Genomic DNA, 20,818 nt, shown 5'->3' on the forward strand with positions numbered 1-20,818 from the left:
TAGACCAATTTAGGGTCTGTCAACATTTCATATATAACTTGCGTTGTCGGCTAAAATTGAGCAAACGAGGCATGAAATGAAGAGAATAGCGAGACTATTTTCAAGTTTCATAACGATGTTTGAGATAATTTTAACCACAACCCTGAGCAAAAAACAAAGCACTGCTTTGTTTGCAGCGCAAGGCGCAGCAGAGACGACTAGAGTGTTTTTTGATGCTACATCGTTATGACCTACTCATTTAGATCACTAAATTTCATAGCTCATGCCTTGTATCCTCTAAAAAACACTCGTTGTCGCAAATACAGATGAAGTATTGGCAGACCCTTAGAGCCTAGGTCGAATTCCTTTATTTTTCAATAACGATTTGGTGAATGATTGCAAATAATTAGAACTTATAGTCCATACCTATGACAAAGTTACGTCCAATTTGTGGAATATTCGATAAGAAAGAAGTGTGTTCATAAATCTTCTCGTCCAACAGGTTGTTGGCTTTAAAGAATACTTTCGCTTCTTGTTTGTTGGCCAAAGGATACTGATAAGCAACGCCTAGGTTCACCATGTTATAACCTTTGGTTTCTTGTTCATAAGACGCAAATTTATCTTGATTAAACACATGTGAATATTCTGCTGAACCAGACCAACGCTCATCAAACTCAGCATTTACACGAGCGCCTAAACGACCAGCAGGAACACGCGGTGCATTTTCATCTTCAATTTTCCCACGTACATAGTCACCAAACAGACTGGTTTTATACACATCATTCCACTGATAAGCGACTTCACCTTCTGTCCCATAGAACTTGGCTTTATCTTGACTATATTTGATCAAACGGAAGTTTTCGTATTGATCCAAAGTTTTGGCATAAATGTAGTTATCAAACCAATTTTGATAGACATGTACATGATAGCTCAACTTGTCATTGTCATAATGAAGACCTAATTCCACATTATTTGACTTCTCTTTATTTAAGTCTTGATTGCCCAATTCATAGGTGTTGGTCGCGTAATGCTTTCCATCAGCATAAAGTTCTTGTGCTAAAGGCAATCGCTCTTGATGAGAACCTGTTAAAGAGAGCGTGTAATTTGGTGCAAATGCCCAATTCACAGCACCAGAATATGAGAATGCATTACCATCAAAGTCTTTTTGATCTGAATCGACATCGACTGTTTGATGATCAAAACGAGTCCCTAATTCCACATGAAAATCACCAAATTGGCGATGCTCTAAGCCAAATACACTATATTTTTGGGTTTTATTTGGTGCAAGAACCGCTTCTTCACCTGTGATATCTAATTTTTGCTGGCTGACTTGAACACCCCACACACCTTCCCAAGCAGCAATCGGATTGTGTAACAACTCAACACGACCTTCATACCCTTTGCTCTTGAAGGTTGTCATTGCTGTACTTCCTTCAATTTCATCATGTTGATAGTCGGTATAACTTGCTTGTGCACGAAGTTTTTTAAAGCCTGCAAAAGGTTCATTGAGCTCAGAACGGAAATCATAACGTTCTGTTTTCATATCAATCCATGGCCCTGCTTCAGCATGATCATGGTCTTCTTCACCATGATCATGACCAGAATGATCATCATCGTGCCCACCACAATGCAGTGATAAACCATGTAAATGGCATGACTCATATTCATGGCTATGCCCAGGTAAACCGTATTGATCTTGGCGATTGCTATAAGACACACCTGCAAAACCACGTTCACCAATCCAAGATAAGCCCACATTTACATTTTCAGACTCTGAAAATGTATTGCCAACTCGACGCTCTTTCGTACTATGTGCATGATCACCATGCTCTTCTGTTACGATATAGTTCGGGGTAATGTAATCATTGGCGTCACGTTTTAAACCTTCTACACGTAATGCAACATTTGAACCTAAACCAACAGTCACCCCAGCATGTGCCATTTTTTCGTCGTTGCCCGTGTTATAACGCAGACCAACATTGCCTTCATAACCATTTTCAGGCATCGCTGTCGGAATCTTGCTGTCAACCACATTGACTAAGCCACCCACAGACCCAGCCCCATATAATAATGTTGACGGTCCTCGAATGACTTCAATTTTTTGTGCCAGCTGCGGATCTACAGTGACGGCATGATCGGGTGATAAGCTTGAAACATCCATTGTCTCTGTTGCATTCTGAGTCACTTTAACCCGCGCCCCCTCTTGCCCACGAATTACAGGGCGACTAGAACCCGCCCCAAAGGTATTGGAATAGACTCCTAATTCATCTTTGAGTGCTTCACCTAAAGTCGTGCCCGCCTGTTGTAATTTTTCACGTGAAACAGTTTCATCTGCAACGCCAAAATCTTGACTTGAACGGACCAAGGGATGTCCAACAACGGTAATGGTTTCTAATTGTTGTGGATTTTTTTCAGTATTGGTTTGATCTTCAGCCCAAATAGAAGTTGAAATAACTGCAGAAATGGAAAGTGTTAGGGCACTTTTGGTAAAGGACATGCGATTGCTCTCAAAGCTCAATATTTTTGAATTATGTTATATTATAACATTTCAATATTTTTGCAATAAAAAAAGGAAATCAAAACTGATTTCCTTTGCATTTAAAATTAAATTTATTTTGTTTTCATAAGCTTATTAATCAAAATAAAGCTCATAAGAGAAGCAGTCACCCAATAGAACACATAGGTCGTATTTTGAAAAAATAAATAATATTCCGTAAGACCGCTACACATATAATAGATTACGAACACTGTACCAGTGATTGCTAAGTTTTGAATTAGCAAATTTTTAGCAAAGATATGCTTTATAAAAAAAACCAAAGCAGTCAAAAATGTCATCAATAAACCAATAAATCCAATCAAACCATTTGCTGCTAATTCATGGAAGTAGATGCTATGCATGTGCTGAAAACAATGTGGTAAATCGCCTCGTTTATATAAACGGCAATTATCAGCTTCTATTTCATACATCCCGATTCCTGTGAAAGGTGAGGTTTTAAACATTTCCACAGAATTATTCCAAAGGAATAATCTAATTCCCGAACTATTTTGATAATTATTATTACGAATATTGAGTGAATCAGATTGAAAGTTTTCAACTCTTTTTAGCAGTGGTGAGTTTGGTATAGCCATATTTATGCCAATAAAACAAACAACCAAACCCAGCATCAAAATGATTTTTTTTAATTGAGTTTTAGTATAGAAAAGAACTAAAAAGCCCAATACAAATAGCAACCCCAGCCATGCTCCTCTAGTGCCATGAAGGATTAAAAGAAACATACAGAGTAAGCTGGTCACCAAATATAAATAAGATTGTTTACCTTTTAAATAAAATGAATAACATAGCAAAAGTATTGTGAGCGAAATAAAGCCGATATCATAACTAATCACTGGATTAAAGAAAATACTAAACAGGCCGCGATCAAACTGTAACATTACCCCCCAATACAATAAGTAAGGGGTCAACAAAAACAATATAAAAAACAATATTCGATAAAAACACTCGGCATTAAAATTACTTTTATAATAAATTGTCGGTAAAAAAATGAATGGAATAAACCAAATATACTGGTTAATAATATGCTTATACGTACTCAATAGATTATGCGGAACTGAATCAAGTCGAAAAAGTGACTGATTTAATACAGTAGTACTAATAAAACCAATACAACAAAATGCAATCAGATAAAAATTTGGTTTTATAACTTCCCCTTTAATCCCAAAATAGGTAAAAAGTAAAATTAAAACAATTGAAATATTCCAATGCCGAAAATTATCATTAAAAATATAATGCGTAAATACAATAACAAAAAGGATAGATATTAAAAAAATAAATTTATTATTTTTTATCATCAAAGAATAACTTTCAAACATTGACACTTTAGATCTACTCAGTTTTTTGTAATATTCTACTTTGAAATTACATTTAATTCATTGATGTAAACAACAAATTAACGAATAATTTCCTAATATAAGTTTTAATAACCTATTTTCAATGCCCTTTACACTTTCACATGCTGTTTTAGCGCCACCTTTGTCCAAACTTTCAGGAAATCGCTTGCCGATTGCAGCACTCGCGATTGGCACAATGACACCAGATTTGTATAGAGTATTAGTTAAAACTGAAATTTATTTAAATCATCAGTTTAAAGGAATTATCTATCCAGATTTATTGGTAGGATTGCTGTTCTGTTTACTTTGGTATAGCTTATATCGCCCATTATTATTTAAGTTTTTAGGCATTCAAAAACCATTAAACATTGCTTCTTTTTCAACTTTTTTTCAATTTCTAATTTGGATGGTATTGGCGATTATCTTAGGTACAGCAACCCATATTATTTGGGATGGTTTAACCCATTTAGATTTTCGAACTTTCGCTTTTAAAGAATTTTTAGCGCAACCTGTCAGTATATTTGATCGTATTTATCCAATGCATAAAGTCCTACAAATCGGCTGTTCTGCTGCGGCTTTACCGTTTTTAATGTGGATGGGCTTGCATTACTTTTTTAAATATAGAGCCAGTCAAATACGCAATCCTAAAGTAAATTTTTTCTGTATAAGCTTATTTGTAAGCTCATTTTTTAGTGGTTGCTTATATTATGTGTATATTGCCAAAAGTACAGGCTTCGTTCCACAAGACACTGATCTATATGTGCTGATTGGTTTGTTTATGAAATTTTTTACCCAAGGCTCAATCCTTTGTTTCACTTTAGGTTGCCTATTGTTTCATTATTTGAATTATAAAAAATATTTTGAATGATGCTCTATTTGCCGTTTCATTCACTGAAACTTTATCAAAATCAGCTTAAATTTATTCGGCAACATGCTAGTTTTTGCCCCAAGTCCTTGTGACTCACCGCTCAAAGAGGCATAATCTCACATTACATTTTTAGGCGATGCGCTGTTTACGTACTCGCTTCCTTAACCCATATAGTTGGATTTTTAACGCTATGATGCGAACTCATTATTGCGGTTCTTTAACCGAAGCTCAAATTGACCAGACTGTAACGCTTTGCGGCTGGGTACATCGTCGCCGTGACCACGGTGGGGTGATTTTCCTTGATATGCGTGATCGTGATGGTCTCGTTCAAGTCGTCATCGATCCAGATACCCCAGAAGCATTTGCAACTGCGGATAAAGCACGTTCAGAATATGTATTAAAAATTGTAGGACGTGTACGTCGTCGCTATGAAGGCACCGAAAATGCCAATATGGTGAGTGGTCAAATCGAAGTTTTAGGTAAAGAAATCGAAGTTCTTGCTGCATCTGAAACTCCACCATTCCCATTGAATGATGAAAATGTCAATATTTCTGAAGAAATCCGTCTGAAATATCGTTTCCTCGATATTCGTCGTCCAGAAATGATTGATCGCTTACGTTTCCGTTCTAAAGTAACCACGTTAATTCGTAACTACTTAGATGAACATGGCTTCTTGGATGTTGAAACACCAATCTTGACACGTGCAACACCTGAAGGCGCGCGTGACTATTTAGTACCTAGCCGTGTTTCAAATGGTAGCTTTTATGCACTTCCGCAATCACCACAACTATTTAAACAATTGTTGATGGTTGGTGGTGTAGACCGTTATTACCAAATCGCAAAATGTTTCCGTGATGAAGATTTACGTGCAGATCGTCAACCAGAATTTACTCAAATCGACATCGAAACATCGTTCTTAAACGATGACGATATTATGGATTTGATGGAAGGCATGACCATTAAGATGTTCAATGAACTTCTTGGCGTAAAATTCGACAAATTCCAACGTATGACTTATGCAGATGCTATGCGTGATTATGCATCTGACAAACCAGACTTACGTATCCCTTTGAAACTTGTAGACGTTGCTGACATGATGCAGGACGTTGAGTTCAAAGTATTTGCCGGCCCAGCAAAAGATCCTAAAGGCCGTATTGTTGCACTTCGTGTACCAGGAGCAGGTTCACTGCCACGTAGCCAAATTGATGAATACACTAAATTCGTTGGAATTTATGGCGCGAAAGGCTTGGCTTATATTAAAGTCAATGAACTTGAAAAAGGTATCGAAGGTCTTCAATCACCTATCGTTAAATTCATCGAACCAATCGTGCTTGATTTGTTAAAGCGTGTTGGTGCTGAAAATGGCGACATCGTATTCTTTGGTGCCGATAAAGCCAAAGTTGTAAATGATGCAATGGGTGCTTTACGTATCAAGATCGGTCACGACATGAATATGTCAACAACCGAGTGGGCGCCACTTTGGGTGGTTGATTTCCCAATGTTCGAAGAAACTGATGATGGTAAATGGACCTCTGTTCACCATCCGTTCACACTGCCAAAATCAAGTGTTGAAGAAGTGAAAAGCAATCCAGGTGCAGCACTTTCTGTTGCTTACGATATGGTATTGAATGGTACTGAAATCGGTGGTGGTTCATTGCGTATCTATACTTTAGAAATGCAAAAAGCCATTTTTGAAGCTTTAGGTATTGGCGAAGAAGAAGCTGAAGAAAAATTCAGTTTCTTATTAAATGCTTTAAAATTCGGTGCGCCTCCTCATGGTGGTTTAGCATTCGGTTTAGACCGTTTAGTAATGTTGATGACAGGTTCATCATCTATCCGTGACGTGATTGCTTTCCCGAAAACTAAAACGGCTGAGTGTCCATTAACTCAAGCACCTGCGCCAGTTGAACCAAATCAATTGCGTGACTTGGGTATTCGTTTACGCGAAAAACCGAAAGCTGAAGAAGCTAAATAATTTTTAGCTGTTTGATCGAAAACCCTGCGCTATGCAGGGTTTTCTGTTTTGCGTATGTATTTTATTTCGATAGGTTCTAATTGAGATAAGTTCTCATAAATGGCATACTATCGCTGTTAACTTTTGAGGTGAAAACCTATGGCTATGCGACCTAATGTACTTCGTCATACAATTATTATCATTGTATTTTCAGTGGTTCAATGGGGATTTATGCGTTATATCCTAAGCCATCAGTTGTTTAATTTAGATACTTATCAACGTATTTTATATTTCAGCATGAGCAGTTTTATTGCTGGTTTCTTTATTATTTCAGCACTGATTTACTTGGTGTTGAAAGGCAATGCTGACCGCGACTAATATTCATTAAATGTATAAGCTACTTAAAACTTTCTCTCGATTACCTCTAGGTATGATACAAAGTATTGCTAGAGGTGTCGGGAATTTATTGTTTATGAGTAATTCTTCAGCAAAACGCACCACTGAATTGAATTTAACTGCGGCATATCCTGAGCTTGATGAACAACAACGTAATCAACTGATTAAAGCCAGTTTAAAAAGTCAATGTATGACTTATGCAGAGTCAATTAAAATTTGGGGATCTTCTCCAGAGTTCGCCTTAGCACAAATTAAACAGGTCTATAATCCTGAGATTTTTCTCAATGCATTAAAGAATCCCAATGGTAGTATTGGTGTGGTCCCTCATTTTGGGGCGTGGGAACTCATGAATGCGTGGATCAATCAACATACTCATCCCGTTATCATGTATAAGCCGAGTCGAAATAAAGACTTAGATCAGTTTATGCTAGAGTCTCGCCAACGCTTAAATGCAACACTAGTACCCACTGATGATACTGGTGTACGTGCGTTATTTAAACATTTAAAACAAGGTGGGTTTACAGCCATCCTTCCCGACCATATTCCCAAAGAGTCTGGTGGTATTTATTCTGAGTTTTATGGGCAAAAAGCATTTTCTTCAACTTTGCTTTCAAAGCTTGCTGCAAAAACCCAATGTTCAGTTGTGGGTTTAACCTGTGTTCGTCGCCCTGATTTCTCAGGTTTTGATATACATTTTACGGCACTATCTCAAGATATTAATTCTAAAGATTTACAGCTTTCTGTCGATACCTTGAACAAAGAAATGGAGCGAATGATTAACATCGCTCCTGAACAGTATTTATGGGGTTATAAACGATTTAGGAAGTTAGAGGGTGGTAGGAATTTGTATAAATAAGCAAATTCTTACCACTAATCAATACTCAAAATCATATTTAAATATTAAATTTTAACGGAATTTTATTTTCACAACCCGAATACCCTGTCTAAACTTTGTCAGCGTAATCAACATTTTTTGAATTTTTCTAAAAATTCGTGAACATTCTTTTTTCAATTTAGCACTGAATTTCAAGTTTTCTTTTTTTAGAGACTTACCTTTTCTGAGGTTTCTCACGTCCTCTAAGGCACTAGGAAATTGTGTATTACCTCTCCTCAAGATCATATCTTGAATACATAATGCCGGGCTAAGTTGGTACACTTCAAGCTCAGGGCACTCTCTAAATAAAAAGTGATCGACTGGAATCAATACTTTTGATTCAACGATAAAACTGAGTAATTTTTTTGCTACATCTAGGGATAAGATATAACCACCACACCCCATATGCGCCTCGCGTAATAACAATAGCTTACGAGCGTTGGGAGCTGAAAGGTTTTGTTGTTTTAACGCCACACCAATTTTTTTATAAAAGACTTCCAACTTGATCACTGAGCATTCTTTTGGAATCCATGCATCATCCAATAAAAAATCTTTTGCATGCTCACCTAAATAAATATCATCTTCAAAAATTACAATATAATCAAGTTGCTCATCTATGGCCTTTTTCCACAACAGCATGTGACTGAGTAAGCAACTCACTTCATTTTGATGTAAATTTGTTGTATACCCGACCATACCAAGTTGAGATGTCGCGATATCTATATTCGCAGGTGTAATCGCATCAAAAAATTCAAAATCTACTTCTTGTTTTGCAAATTCAGCATCGATATGCTTACGGCGCTCTTGAGCCGCTGATAAACTAATAACAAAATTTTTCATAAAAACTCTTACAACAATTACTTATAAATTTAATTTTGAGATCGACTCCACGATAAAGATTAATGTTCATTTAATTTAATCGCATTTAGCGATATACTATATGGCACCACTCTAATAAATGTGATTTTAGGGGCTATAAATAATGATTACTGAAAACATTAAAATTTTTGTAGGTTGCGATCCCAATAACTGAGAGGTGGATCAGGAAATTTGAACAACACTTATAAGTGATATTTTGCTCCCCAAATGATGTTATAAACATCAATATATGGAGTATTTTATGGCACGTAGACCAAGAAGAAATCATTCAAATGATTTTAAAGCTAAGGTAGCACTTGCTGCGATTAAAGCAGAAAAAACACTTGCTGAATTGAGTGCTGAATTTGATGTTCATCAAAACCAAATTATCGACTGGAAAAATCAACTGATTTCAGCTTCCTCGCAAGCTTTCGATCAATCAAAAGCTCCAACAGAACCACCCATCGATCTAAAAAAACTACATGCAAAAATCGGTGAGCAGGCATTAGAAATTGATTTTTTAGAAGGTGTGTTGAAGAAACTGGGCCGCTTCAACCACAAAAGTTAATCGATGACTCACTTCAGATTTCAGTATCTAAGCAAGCTCAGCTGCTGAAAGTCTCCCGTGGTTGTTATTACTATCGCCCAAAACCTGTGAGTGCATCAGATCTGAAGCTGATGCGGTGTATGGATGAGTTACATATGCAATACCCTTTTGCAGGTAGCCGTATGATGCGTGATTTGTTGAATCGTCAAGGACATCATATAGGACGACGTCATACACGTACTTTAATGAAGAAAATGGGCATTAATGCGTTATATTGCAAACCAAATTTAAGCCAGGCTAATCAAGCTCACCGCAAATATCCATATCTGCTCAAAGGATTGGCTATTCAGCGCAGTAATCAAGTGTGGTCTACGGATATAACGTATATCCCTATGGCAAAAGGCTTTGTTTATTTATGTGCTGTGATTGATTGGCATAGCCGCAAGGTACTTGCGCATAGAGTATCGATTAGTATGGAGGTTACATTTTGCATAGAAACATTAAATGAAGCTATTGAAAAATATGGTCGACCTGAAATATTTAATACAGACCAAGGCAGTCAGTTTACCAGTGATGCATTTATTGATGTATTGAAATCAAATGACATCCAAATCAGCATGGATGGTAAAGGTCGATGGGTTGATAATGTGATGGTTGAACGATTATGGCGGAGCGTTAAATATGAAGAGGTGTATCTCAAAGCCTACAGCAATGTTTTGGATGCGAAGAAGCAATTAAACGCATATTTTGAATTTTATAATTTGAAACGACCTCATTCGAGTCTGGACAAAATGACTCCAGATGAGTTTTACTATGACCAGCTACCACAACAAAATAAGGTAGCTTAACTAGAGCAGAGTATCACTTATAAATAAGCTTTTAGTTGTTCAAACATGTGGGACCACCTCTCTGTGACCTTGAACAACTTATGGTATTAGAACACAGTGTTCGTAAACATACACAGCATAATGTTGAAATTATTTGGATGCAACTTAGTCATGACATAAATAGTCCATGGTACAGCAATCAAGACACAGGTAAAGGATGGTCTACAGAAAAGTGGGCAACACCTTTTTCAGGTTTCCGCTGGGCAATACCTGAGTTATGTGACTTCAAAGGCCGTGCGATTTATATGGATGCAGATGTAATCGTGCTCTGTGATATTGCAGAACTTTGGTCACACCCGATGAATAATGATGCAATTGTTATTGCGAAAGGTGGGAAAAGTTCAGCACGTTTATGTACTTGCGTGTGGGATTGTGAAAAAGCTAAACAATATCTCCCACCACTTGATGAGATCCGTAACAATCCGGAAAGTCATAAGAATTTAATGCGTCTTATCAAAGAAAAGCCTCAGTTAGTTGAACCTTACCAAGATTCTTACAACAATATTGATGGTGAAGATTTAGCGATCGAACAAATTAAAGTATTACATTATTCAGACATGGGAACTCAATTTAGTCATAAGTATGCGATTCCACGTCTTGCTGAAATGAATCAAAAGCATTGGTTTGATGGCAAAATTATGCCTCATCCTCGTCAAGATTTAGTTGAATTATTTGATCAATACTATGCAGAAGCACTGGAGCTGGGATATAGACCTGAAAATTATTTAATTGAACCTTTTGGAACTTTTTCAAAAGCAAGTCAAATTAATTACCACGGTAATAAAGTGACTCGTCCAGATCAAGAAACCAATTGGTTGAACAAGCAAATACGTAAAATTAAAGCTAAATTTAAAAAATCTACATTCACTTTAGATGGATAAATTGTCGAATAGACAATTTTCCATCTTCACTCATTTTCTCATTACGACGCTATATGAACTATAAAGTACCACAATCGATTCAATTGCTGTTTTCAAATTTTATTTTAAGAAATATATATAAATTAATTTATAAACATAGCCACCCTAAAACATACCGACATAATCGCAGATACTGGCCTTATTATTCTGTAAAAAGAAATAAATTTGGTGGAATTGATCAGATTTATTTTCGCAAGAAACTTGTTGTCGATAATTCAGTCATGCCAACAAGTGCTTGTAAAAAAAGCATGTTGATTGCAACAGGACCCTCTATTCAGAAATATCCAGCAGACGTATTTCAAAAGCAAGATATTGATTATATAGGTGTTAATGGATCAATTTCATTAGATCACGTTCAATTTAAATATTATGTCATTATCGATCATAATTTTACTCAAAACCGTTTTGATTTAGTGCTCAAAGTACTTCAGAGCCAATGTACTTTTTTCACCACACCCCGCTGTCTTGATATAATTTTCAGAAAAATTCATCCTGATCAAATTAAATGCCAAATTAAAGTCATTGAAACGATTACAGAAGGTAAAGTTGAACGATTTTTAGGGCCACGTATTACCATCAACCCTCACCAAAACTATTTTTACTTAGAAGGAAATAAAGGATTTTCTCAGCATATCCATGATTCCATTTTTGACTATTTCACAGTGCCATATGTTGCTTTACAGATTGTTTATGCCCTATCTTATCAAGAAATTTATTTGGCCGGTTTAGACATGAATAACTTTAATCAGCCACGTTTTTATGAAAAGAGTACCAACAAACAGCCGACAATGCTCAATCAATACTTAACTGAAATATTTCCAGCATTTGACGCTGCCTCGCACTTTTTAAGCAAGCAGAATATTAAAGTTTACAATCTTTCACTTAAGAGTGCGATAGAGTCGTTCGAGAAATTAGATCCAAAGCTTTTATAAAACTTGGATTCACCTTAGCTCCTAATTCGTTTTCAATATGCAAACCAAAAATTTTCGTGATGATATCAATGGGCTCCGCGCCTATGCCGTAATACTTGTCGTTCTGTTCCATTTCGGGGTTTCAGGATTTTCTGCTGGTTTTTTAGGCGTCGATGTTTTCTTTGTTATTTCTGGTTATCTAATGACCAAAATTATTATTGAGAACCTTGAAAGAAACAGTTTCTCTTTTATAAACTTTTATTTAGCGCGAATCACACGGATTTTTCCTGCACTATTTTTTGTCGTATTGGCTATGACGGTTTGTGGATGGTTTTTTTTCATCCCAGAAGATTTTAAGCTATTTGCTAAAGATGCAAAATATAGTCTAAGTTTTTTATCCAATGACTTATATTATCGTCAAGCAGGTGATTATTTTGCTGTAAGCTCACATGATAAAGCCTTACTGCATACTTGGTCTTTATCAGTAGAATGGCAATTTTATATATTATTTCCTATTCTTGTTTATTTATATTTTAAAATTATTCAAAATAAAAAATTCTTAGGGATATTTTTAATCTTATTATGTATTTCATCTTTAAGCTTTTCGATTTATATCTCATCTAAAGACTCCATCTATGCTTTTTTTAAGCTCAGCTCTCGTGCTTGGGAATTGCTTGCTGGTGGCTTGGCTTATTATTATTTTAGAACGTATACACCAACCCAACCGATAAAGTATTTTTTTGAAATTGCTGGTTTCTCATGCATTGTGCTCAGTTTAGTTCTGTTTGGTCAAGATACAATATGGCCAAGTTATAACGCATTAGTTCCTGTAGTTGGAACGATGTTGATTCTTATTGCCAATCAGCAAAATTCAATTTTCACCAAATTTAAATTAATTCAAAATATAGGCAGTGCCTCTTACTCTATTTATTTGTGGCATTGGCCTGTTGCCTTTTTACTGGGATATTTTTTCTTTGAAAAAAACTTCGTCAATATTAGTCTAGCGATTCTAATCTCTTTTATCTTAGGTTGGTTAAGCTATAAATATATTGAGAGCTCAAGAAAATATTTAGTCAATATCAAGATATATTACTGCTATTCACTATTCTTTATTCTTCTTATTTCTGCATCTATGCTCTATTCATACATCAACAAGGATGGTGTAAAAAGTCGCGCAGATTCTCTATATTTAAAACACAATGAAAAACTTGAAATGCCAAAAGTTTCCAATGGCTGGTGTTTTTATAATATTAAAGACGATCACAGTCTTAAGGTGGGTCAAAAAGGTCTTGAATGTCATATTGGATCGAAGCAAGTTGATGCTCAACCCGTGCTTTTATTTGGCGATTCTTTTGCAGGGCATAATATTCCCTTTTGGCATTATCTTGGCAAAGAACTCAACTTAAATATCCATGCAATTACTACAAATTGGTGTTATCCGAGTATAGATAAACAATTTACAGGGGACAAAAACTCTACTGCCTACCAGCAATGCATGCTGAACCGAGACTACTTAAAAAACAATATAGATCAATACAATGTATTAATATTTGCAGGTCGCTGGTCCGATATTGTACAACAGCATCAAGAACAGAGCTTTGAGAATTTGCTAAAGCTCGCCAATCAATCTCATAAGAAAGTTATTGTGATGTCCGAGCCTTATGCCTTTGATGCAAACATTAGCCTTTTATACAAAAGATCATTGTGGTTACATCGAAATTTCAATCTCAATAATTATTTTGATAATGTTAAAGCGAAACAGCAAAGAATTGCACTACAGCACATCACAGACATGACTCAGCGCTATCCAAATACGTTATTGCTCACTCAAGCTGATTTATTTAAACCAAATCATATGGCAAAAGAAAGTATTCCCTATTCTTTGGATGGTCGCCACTTATCTGTTTTTGGTTCATTATCATCTGAAGAGTACTTTACTCAACAGGCTAAATATAAAGTACTGAAACAGTTTTTATCTTCTTCAGACGAACCATAGCTTTTATGCCAACGCTGTTATGCGTCCTAATAAGCTTTGATTTTGTAAATAAGATCAAAGCTTATTTTTGATCTTGATTTAATTAACTTCTGATTTAAAAATAAATCCTGAACTAAAATATTGTTTCAAAACCTGAAATCAAGTATTTTCAGTCGATCTCTTGATCATTTTTCAAAAGAGTCTGGCCGTATTGATCCTGTTATAAAAAATTTAGAAAGTTAGAGGATGAGCCTCATTCGTATAAATAGTCTAAAATTAAATCAATACACAATGCTAATGACACAAACTATTTATTTTTGCAATCATCAGTGCAACTTGCACTCCAAAATATGCTTTAAGTCCTAAATTTTACTTATGCCTAGATTATAGTCTGGTAAAGATACTGCATCTTATATCCTGTCTTGTTCTAAAGAAATGCTAAAACTGGCGAATACAGAGCGTTATTATAAAAATATCCAAGACGCTATCTCTTTTCCTCAACAGTTCTAGACAAATTCAAGTGGCCGATGATTTTGATGCAACAATGAAAATTAAATTCATTTAAATTTTATAGATCGATATGCCGATAGTTTGAAAATTTGATGAAATAATCGTAAAACTTCTCTTTGAATTTTACTGAGTATAGACATTGCTTCTTTCTGCCGATGTTGTTCAATCCTGTCAGATTCGTGGCGAATAGCACGCTCATTCTCTAAATGACTCGGAAAATTGTCATATTTCTTATGTAAATAAAAATCCTGAACACAAATTGCTGGCACCATTTGATAAGCCTTATACTTTGTATATTTCACATGACAACCAAATAATATGTGATCAACTGGAACTAACTCAGGCATATTACGAATAGATGCCAGAAAATATTCTGCAGCTTCTCTTGATAAGATATAACCAGCTCCACCGAGATGCTTCGCTTTAAGTTGATACAATGCCCTATCATTGATTAAAGCTGTTGGAAAAAATGAGAGATCCACTTTTTTATCAAAGGCTTCTAATTTTATAAGATGTATATTTTTAGGAATCCATGAAAAATCATCAATAAATTTTTGTAGGTTTTCTCCAAAATGCACATCATCTTCAAAAATTGCCATATATTCCAAGTTTTGTTCGACAATTTTTTTCCATAGCAATACATGACTTAAAAGGCAAGCCACCTCACCTTGTGTTAAGACACCTGTGCGAGTTAATTCAATCCCTACACTTTTCGCATTTTCTATGGTTGTTGCAGGTGTAACCGCATCAAAAAAACTAAATGGTACAGAATGCTTTTTAAACTCTGAATAAATATGCTGTCTTCTATCAAGAGCCGAATCTAAACTAATAACAAAATTCACTGAAAAACCATCTCGATGAGTGCAAAAATAATGATACAACAATTAAGCGATTATAAAACCATCATGCTATTCAATTTATTGATTTTAAATAAATTAATCTTTAGATCTTCTAATAAATTGGAGTTTGGTTTTAAACGGGAGGTCAGCAAGTTGAATAAAGACCCGACTGACTTCTCGCAAAACTTTTTGCAGTCCTGTCGGTTTAGATACAACTTGATCTCGCCATTGAAGGCTTGTCGTAAATTTTTGCTCATTGGGGTTCAATATATAATCTTGAATACATAATGCAGGTGTTAATTGATAAACCCCTAATTTCCGTTCCGAAATATACTTTCTAAAGATCATTTGATCGACATGGTCAAAAACGTCTTGCTTTTTTAAGTATTCAACAAGCTCAATCGCACCGTTGTAAGACAAAATATAACCTGCAGCACCCAGATGAGCTTTTCTCAATCTTCTTAAAAAAAAGTTCTTATTGTTAAAAACCTTAGTTTTATCTAAATCTAAAACCACTTTAGCGTAGGCTTTTTCAGTTTTCACAATATCATGACTTAACCAATTTGAGTCTTTTAAAAACAATTCAGCATCTTGGCTGAGATGAATATCATCTTCAAAAATTGCGATTGCTGGGATTTTTTCATCGATTGCTTTTTGCCAAAGTGAAACATGACTCAATAAACACGCCAATTCATTTTGACTTAAATCACTTTGACAAAGTGTCAAATTAATTTTTTCTGCTTGGGTTACAATTGAATCAGGCTCAATCGCATCAAAAAAAGAAAAAGGAATATCTTTGTCGTCAAATTGCTGAAGAATATGAGCTCTACGGTCTTTTGCTGATTTTAAGCTAATAACGAAACTTTTCATAAATTACTCTATTTATTTAAAACCTACCGACTTAAAAAATAGGATACTTTTTAGCTGATGCAATATACGATAGAGTTCTAAAATAATTTTATCTACCCCCTTCTTCTTATTATATTTTCTTCTCAGCAAACGCTCTTTATATAAATGGCTTGCAAACCGAACACTATCTTTGCATGAATACAGGGTTACATCCTGGATACATAACGCTGGTTTCATTTGATATACAGAAAAAATATTTTCTGTGATCACACATTCAAACATTAAGTGATCTAAGGCAATTAACTTATCTAGTGTTTGAATGTAGCCCAACAATGTTTTTGCACCGTCTAAAGACAATATATAGCCAGCAGTACCTAGGTTTTTACTCTTTAATTGAAAAATAGCTCTATCATTAAAATCGTTAAAAAATTTTACTTTTTTTCCTAAAGCAGTCCTATGTGTAAATTCTTCTAATTTTATAAGATGCCAACTTGGATCTATCCATTGACTATCAGAAAGAAATTCATTGACGTCTTCGCCTAAATAAATATCGTCTTCAAATATCGCCATATACGGGGTATTTTCATCAACCATTTGTTTCCATAAATAGGCGTGACTCATAAAACAAGCAACCTCACCTTTGGTTAAAGCTTGCTCATCAATATTTAAATCAAGCGCTTGGGCAAAAATAGCAGCAGGCTCTGGCGTTAAAGCATCAAAAAAATCAAAAGCTACATTTTTTTTCCCAAACTCACTCAATATATGTTGTCTACGTTCAAGTGCTGTCGATAGGCTAATAACGATTTTTTTCATAGAGATGTGACTATAAGCAATAGATCTATTTTACTATTTTTTTGTCTAGCAATCATCCTTACTTACATACTTTGTAAGAAATATCGAGGAAACTATCTTTAAAATACATTTTTTTTGAGAAGTAATGACTGAGTGTTTTTCGTTCTTTTCCTGCGAGTTTTAACAATCTAGGCGCCTCGGTTGGAGGGTAATTAATAGCAAAATCAATTAAAATTTTTTCTTTGATCCACTGATTTTTCACTTGATAAAACAAAGCATTTTCATCGCAATTAATTAACGTAATACTCGGGAAAGATTGTCTAAGTACTTTTTGACAAGCAACATAGGCGACTAAATATTCTAAATTACCGATTCTTTGAAAAAATTCTTTGCTGTTTTCTTGGGTATTTCGAATATTTTCTACATAGCGTTTGGGTGTTTGCTGAATTGCTAAATATAATTCATCATACCAATATTTAAAAAAAACATTATTTTGAACAGTTGCCAACAACCAATTTTCCAATACTGGATAATCGATCTGTGTGGTATTTTTTTTACGATAATATGAAAAACATTCTGTCTGATTCTTTTGCATCAACTCAGAAATCCAGTCTAGGTTTTCATAGACAATAATACTGGCATCTAACCAAATTCCACCATGCCGATATAACAGATCAAATCTGAGTAAATCAGCCTTTTGTTGAGGCGTTGCATTCGTCAATAAAGAGAAATCAATATCACTATACTGACTGACATTTTCAGGATTAAGTACACATACTTGATAAGATGGATTTTTTGCTTGAGTATTTTGAATACATTTTTCAACAAACTCAGGAAAATCACCTTCCCAATACATCCATATCTTTTTAGGTAATTCAATGGGTGTAGCAACAGGATTAAAAATCAGTTGTCCTGCATCGTTATCAATTTTTTGATTGGTATGTCTAATTTTGTAATAGTACATCATATGAAATTTAGCTAAATAAAATAATTTTTTAAAAATTTTCATATAAAAAATCCAATATTTTTTACAAAAAAGCAGAACCAATAAAATTTAAACTATACAGTATTTAAAATATTCATTACGTCATTTACTAGAACATCTTTGTACACTTAAAAATAAAGATGTTTAAATGCATACATCCGATCACGCCACATACGTTTTTGCTTTTTAAAACCATAAGAATGGTCACGATTTTCTTTCTCTTTACGAGATATTCCTTGTGTTGCAATTGTACCTAAAATATCGCTATCTAGACCTGCTGGGCGAACAAAAGCAGGCCAAACACCTAATCCTTTTCCATTCTTACTCAGCCAAGTTTGAAAAAAGATATCAACAGGCATGGCGATTGTTTTGCCTTGTGCAATAAACGCTTCAGCACCTTTACGTGACCAGATTAAACCCAAACCACGAATAGGAAAATAATAAGCATGCCACAATGAATAGTCACCTAACTGAGTAATATCTTTGGCTAACTTTTTCTTCTTTGCCGCTAAATTCACCAAGTACCAATCTAGCGCTTGATGGCGATCTAAATAAGCTAAAACTTGATCCATAGATTGTTTGAAATCAGCTGTAATTTTCATATCATCTTCTAAGACAACAAGATAATCCGCATCACTTGCTAAAAATTTCTGAGCGCAGCCATAATGACTGAGATAACAACCCAGTTCTGAATTGAGTAAACGTCTTCCTAAAGTTTGCTGCGTTAACGCATCATCATAATCCTGAAAAGATGACAAGTCTTTGCCACGGCCATCATAAGCAGAAAAACGCTCAAACTCCCAGTTTACCGCCTGTAACTGTTCTGTTGCGCGAGCAAGCCGCTCATCACTACCATCTAAATTGATCAGATATGTTTTAACTTTCATGATTGGCTTCCTACGATAAAACTTTGGCTGAAATTACTGATTTAGGCAAATAATCATATAATTTATCGATCATTTTACGACGTACCTGTGCAGCATTCTCAGAATTCAGTTGATCTAAACTTTGGATACAACCATATTTAATATTGTCTTGATTCAATGCTTCTACGAACTCAGTTAAACTTTCAGCATTCTTCAAATAAGCCAAAGCTAAATCAGGCTTTAAAACAGCTTCATTTTTTTGAATCTTTAAATGATTCATCAATGAAATCGGATTTAATTGTTCGACACTTCTAAACTTATATTTAATCTGTGTTTCTAGTAGGTCTGGATGATGCAATAAGTATTCACTTAAAATTTTACGATCAACACAGTGTGGATAATGATGGATTTCAAAAAACTCTTTAAATCCTAAAATATCAGCACCCAGCATTTGTGCGATCACATGACCGGGTTGAATCGGTTTATTAAAATTACGATTTAAAAATTGACGGTATTTCAGCTTGGCCTTGTAACTAAAACAACTTTTCCAGTGCCCATAGGTGACGATTTTATCGCTCTCAAGAAAATCTTCAATTTGAGCGGGTGAATTAAAAAAGAAGTCATCATTTAAGTAGATGAAGTAATCTGAAAGCCCGTTGATATTCCATAACATGCTTTCAATTGACCGAGTGTTAAACGTAGGTAGAAATTGCGTATAACCAGCAAAAATCTCACGATGATCAACGACACGAATTTTGTTTGCATCACAAAGACCTTGCGCTACAAATTCATTTAAAAACTCAGGCTGCTGATTATCTGTAACAATGAAAATATGACGGCAAAAAGGCACATACTTCAATATAGATGCAATGTTGTAATAGATCTCATCATTACTGGCAAAACGTGTATCGCTCACAGCATCTGAGGCATCACCACCAGTGAGATATTGCTGACGTTTACGTTTTAACTCAACATCATTGCCATCGACCCAAGCAATTACGATATCAAGGTTTTGCATCTATATTGTTCTCAAATCATCTAAATAAAATTATTGCCAAGCGTCTTTAATCCAGTCTGAAGGCAACACATAGCGGTACCATTTACCCCCACCTCCAGTCACGGCATCAGGTGGATTAATTTCCCCATGGAAAATAATAATTTTGGCATCTTGTGGCTTAACTGGTGGTTTAAAATAAGCAAGCGGTAACTTTTGCAAACAATGGTATTTATAACTCTTACACCAATCTTTTGGCCAGTAACTGAGTTTTTGCTGCTGATCGACATACCAAGACAGATATTCTTGTTCATTTCGAAATTTATGACTAATTTCTTTAAAGTTTTCACGAAAATAAGGCAAGATGTCAGGAAAAGTACCTAACTTAAAACGATAAACTGAACTATTGCCAGTCACACGCCAAGGACGTTTCCAGTCGTGAATAATGAGGAATTCACCCGGATAGCTAAAGAAGTCATCAATATTGTCTACAATGACCACATCAAGATCTAAAAATAATAAATTGCCTTTTAAACCATATAAGTCAGGTTCAAAAGTCGATAACTTATTCCATCCACGTTCAGGACTTCCTTCAGGCAATGCTAACGGCGGAATTGGAAAGCATTGAACCTCTGGATTAATACCTTCTGTACGGTCAGTCAAACAGACCATTTGGAAATCAATTGTGGTATGTCGTTTGACCATGTTATATAGGCGATTGACATAATCAGCACCATATTTGCTGCCCCACTTCATACACAAAACGATATTCTGTTCTGATTCAACTAAATTCGACTGTAAATTTGATTCATTGACCTGCATGCATCAATCTTCCACCTGAGCAATCCCCATATCATACCATTACCATCGCCAAGTTACTGTATTCGATTGCATATGCTGAACAATTTGTTTCATGAGAATATGCT

18 protein-coding genes are annotated in these 20,818 nt (G+C 35.1%); 8 read left to right on the top strand and 10 right to left on the bottom strand.

All coding sequences use genetic code 11. The features are described 5' to 3' along the window. Positions 1-385: 385 nt before the first annotated feature. Positions 386-2,476 (bottom strand): zinc piracy TonB-dependent receptor ZnuD, encoded by a 2,091-nt coding sequence (gene znuD, locus L3V46_RS18390; protein WP_239046445.1) that lies wholly within the window; start codon positions 2,474-2,476, stop codon positions 386-388. A 113-nt stretch (positions 2,477-2,589) separates the two neighbouring features. Then, positions 2,590-3,411, bottom strand: a complete 822-nt coding sequence (locus L3V46_RS18395) for an O-antigen ligase family protein (protein WP_239046446.1) — start codon at positions 3,409-3,411, stop codon at positions 2,590-2,592. Between the two features lie 559 nt (positions 3,412-3,970). Between L3V46_RS18395 and L3V46_RS18400 the strand changes: the two genes are divergently transcribed. The 4 genes from L3V46_RS18400 (at position 3,971) to L3V46_RS18415 (ending at position 7,941) form a co-directional block, all read left to right on the top strand. Then, on the top strand, positions 3,971-4,735 hold the full coding sequence (locus L3V46_RS18400) for a DUF4184 family protein (protein ID WP_239046447.1): 765 nt from the start codon (positions 3,971-3,973) through the stop codon (positions 4,733-4,735). Between the two features lie 190 nt (positions 4,736-4,925). After that, a complete protein-coding gene (aspS, locus tag L3V46_RS18405; protein WP_239046448.1) occupies positions 4,926-6,710 on the top strand; it encodes an aspartate--tRNA ligase in 1,785 nt (594 codons plus the stop codon). A 138-nt stretch (positions 6,711-6,848) separates the two neighbouring features. Further along, positions 6,849-7,067: a hypothetical protein gene (locus L3V46_RS18410; protein WP_004723114.1), complete on the top strand. Its 219-nt coding sequence runs from the start codon at positions 6,849-6,851 to the stop codon at positions 7,065-7,067. Positions 7,068-7,077: 10 nt separating this feature from the next. Further along, the gene (locus tag L3V46_RS18415) at positions 7,078-7,941 is read left to right on the top strand and encodes a lysophospholipid acyltransferase family protein (protein WP_239046449.1); all 864 of its coding nucleotides are present in this window, start codon (positions 7,078-7,080) and stop codon (positions 7,939-7,941) included. A gap of 51 nt (positions 7,942-7,992) precedes the next feature. Here L3V46_RS18415 and L3V46_RS18420 read toward each other — a convergent pair whose 3' ends face one another. Next, complete coding sequence (locus L3V46_RS18420; protein ID WP_239046450.1) at positions 7,993-8,799, bottom strand: glycosyltransferase family 25 protein; 807 nt, start codon at positions 8,797-8,799, stop codon at positions 7,993-7,995. A 280-nt stretch (positions 8,800-9,079) separates the two neighbouring features. Here L3V46_RS18420 and L3V46_RS18425 point away from each other — a divergent pair. The 4 genes from L3V46_RS18425 (at position 9,080) to L3V46_RS18440 (ending at position 14,078) form a co-directional block, all read left to right on the top strand. Beyond that, positions 9,080-10,212 (top strand): IS3 family transposase gene (locus L3V46_RS18425; protein WP_225367773.1). Its coding sequence is split into 2 segments (ribosomal slippage): positions 9,080-9,332 and positions 9,332-10,212, totalling 1,134 coding nucleotides; the frame shifts between segments, so codons are not numbered across the junction. Positions 10,213-10,247: 35 nt separating this feature from the next. Next, positions 10,248-11,132: a glycosyltransferase gene (locus tag L3V46_RS18430; RefSeq protein ID WP_239046451.1), complete on the top strand. Its 885-nt coding sequence runs from the start codon at positions 10,248-10,250 to the stop codon at positions 11,130-11,132. A gap of 77 nt (positions 11,133-11,209) precedes the next feature. Then, positions 11,210-12,103, top strand: a complete 894-nt coding sequence (locus L3V46_RS18435) for a lipopolysaccharide biosynthesis protein (protein WP_239046796.1) — start codon at positions 11,210-11,212, stop codon at positions 12,101-12,103. A gap of 37 nt (positions 12,104-12,140) precedes the next feature. Next, positions 12,141-14,078: an acyltransferase family protein gene (locus L3V46_RS18440; RefSeq protein ID WP_239046452.1), complete on the top strand. Its 1,938-nt coding sequence runs from the start codon at positions 12,141-12,143 to the stop codon at positions 14,076-14,078. Between the two features lie 536 nt (positions 14,079-14,614). On the opposite strand, the gene L3V46_RS18445 is transcribed toward L3V46_RS18440, so the two are convergent. The 7 genes from L3V46_RS18445 to L3V46_RS18475 all read right to left on the bottom strand — a co-directional run bounded on the left by L3V46_RS18445 (position 14,615) and on the right by L3V46_RS18475 (position 20,714). Beyond that, positions 14,615-15,409: a glycosyltransferase family 25 protein gene (locus tag L3V46_RS18445; RefSeq protein ID WP_004819056.1), complete on the bottom strand. Its 795-nt coding sequence runs from the start codon at positions 15,407-15,409 to the stop codon at positions 14,615-14,617. 93 nt (positions 15,410-15,502) lie between these two features. Then, positions 15,503-16,276 (bottom strand): glycosyltransferase family 25 protein, encoded by a 774-nt coding sequence (locus L3V46_RS18450; protein WP_239046453.1) that lies wholly within the window; start codon positions 16,274-16,276, stop codon positions 15,503-15,505. Between the two features lie 12 nt (positions 16,277-16,288). Then, positions 16,289-17,068: a glycosyltransferase family 25 protein gene (locus L3V46_RS18455; RefSeq protein WP_004819051.1), complete on the bottom strand. Its 780-nt coding sequence runs from the start codon at positions 17,066-17,068 to the stop codon at positions 16,289-16,291. 58 nt (positions 17,069-17,126) lie between these two features. Further along, a complete protein-coding gene (locus L3V46_RS18460; RefSeq protein ID WP_239046454.1) occupies positions 17,127-18,056 on the bottom strand; it encodes a capsular polysaccharide synthesis protein in 930 nt (309 codons plus the stop codon). A 104-nt stretch (positions 18,057-18,160) separates the two neighbouring features. Then, positions 18,161-18,919, bottom strand: a complete 759-nt coding sequence (locus tag L3V46_RS18465) for a glycosyltransferase family 25 protein (RefSeq protein ID WP_239046455.1) — start codon at positions 18,917-18,919, stop codon at positions 18,161-18,163. Between the two features lie 10 nt (positions 18,920-18,929). After that, the gene (locus L3V46_RS18470; protein ID WP_096733132.1) at positions 18,930-19,916 is read right to left on the bottom strand and encodes a Stealth CR1 domain-containing protein; all 987 of its coding nucleotides are present in this window, start codon (positions 19,914-19,916) and stop codon (positions 18,930-18,932) included. Positions 19,917-19,946: 30 nt separating this feature from the next. Then, positions 19,947-20,714: a hypothetical protein gene (locus L3V46_RS18475; RefSeq protein ID WP_004723130.1), complete on the bottom strand. Its 768-nt coding sequence runs from the start codon at positions 20,712-20,714 to the stop codon at positions 19,947-19,949. Positions 20,715-20,818 lie beyond the last annotated feature (104 nt).

It is taken from the genome of Acinetobacter sp. AG3, from assembly GCF_022343575.1.
Taxonomy (GTDB): domain Bacteria; phylum Pseudomonadota; class Gammaproteobacteria; order Pseudomonadales; family Moraxellaceae; genus Acinetobacter; species Acinetobacter guillouiae.

What these genes read in the sequence shown, in the direction of transcription:
- L3V46_RS18450 (WP_239046453.1), bottom strand. Translation starts at nt 16,276, where the DNA reads ATGAAAAGTTTCGTTATTAGCTTAAAATCAGCAAAAGACCGTAGAGCT.
- aspS (WP_239046448.1), top strand. Translation starts at nt 4,926, where the DNA reads ATGATGCGAACTCATTATTGCGGTTCTTTAACCGAAGCTCAAATTGAC.
- L3V46_RS18465 (WP_239046455.1), bottom strand. Translation starts at nt 18,919, where the DNA reads ATGAAAGTTAAAACATATCTGATCAATTTAGATGGTAGTGATGAGCGG.
- znuD (WP_239046445.1), bottom strand. Translation starts at nt 2,476, where the DNA reads ATGTCCTTTACCAAAAGTGCCCTAACACTTTCCATTTCTGCAGTTATT.
- L3V46_RS18460 (WP_239046454.1), bottom strand. Translation starts at nt 18,056, where the DNA reads ATGAAAATTTTTAAAAAATTATTTTATTTAGCTAAATTTCATATGATG.
- L3V46_RS18455 (WP_004819051.1), bottom strand. Translation starts at nt 17,068, where the DNA reads ATGAAAAAAATCGTTATTAGCCTATCGACAGCACTTGAACGTAGACAA.
- L3V46_RS18420 (WP_239046450.1), bottom strand. Translation starts at nt 8,799, where the DNA reads ATGAAAAATTTTGTTATTAGTTTATCAGCGGCTCAAGAGCGCCGTAAG.
- L3V46_RS18395 (WP_239046446.1), bottom strand. Translation starts at nt 3,411, where the DNA reads ATGTTACAGTTTGATCGCGGCCTGTTTAGTATTTTCTTTAATCCAGTG.
- L3V46_RS18440 (WP_239046452.1), top strand. Translation starts at nt 12,141, where the DNA reads ATGCAAACCAAAAATTTTCGTGATGATATCAATGGGCTCCGCGCCTAT.
- L3V46_RS18415 (WP_239046449.1), top strand. Translation starts at nt 7,078, where the DNA reads ATGTATAAGCTACTTAAAACTTTCTCTCGATTACCTCTAGGTATGATA.
- L3V46_RS18400 (WP_239046447.1), top strand. Translation starts at nt 3,971, where the DNA reads ATGCCCTTTACACTTTCACATGCTGTTTTAGCGCCACCTTTGTCCAAA.
- L3V46_RS18470 (WP_096733132.1), bottom strand. Translation starts at nt 19,916, where the DNA reads ATGCAAAACCTTGATATCGTAATTGCTTGGGTCGATGGCAATGATGTT.
- L3V46_RS18410 (WP_004723114.1), top strand. Translation starts at nt 6,849, where the DNA reads ATGGCTATGCGACCTAATGTACTTCGTCATACAATTATTATCATTGTA.
- L3V46_RS18475 (WP_004723130.1), bottom strand. Translation starts at nt 20,714, where the DNA reads ATGCAGGTCAATGAATCAAATTTACAGTCGAATTTAGTTGAATCAGAA.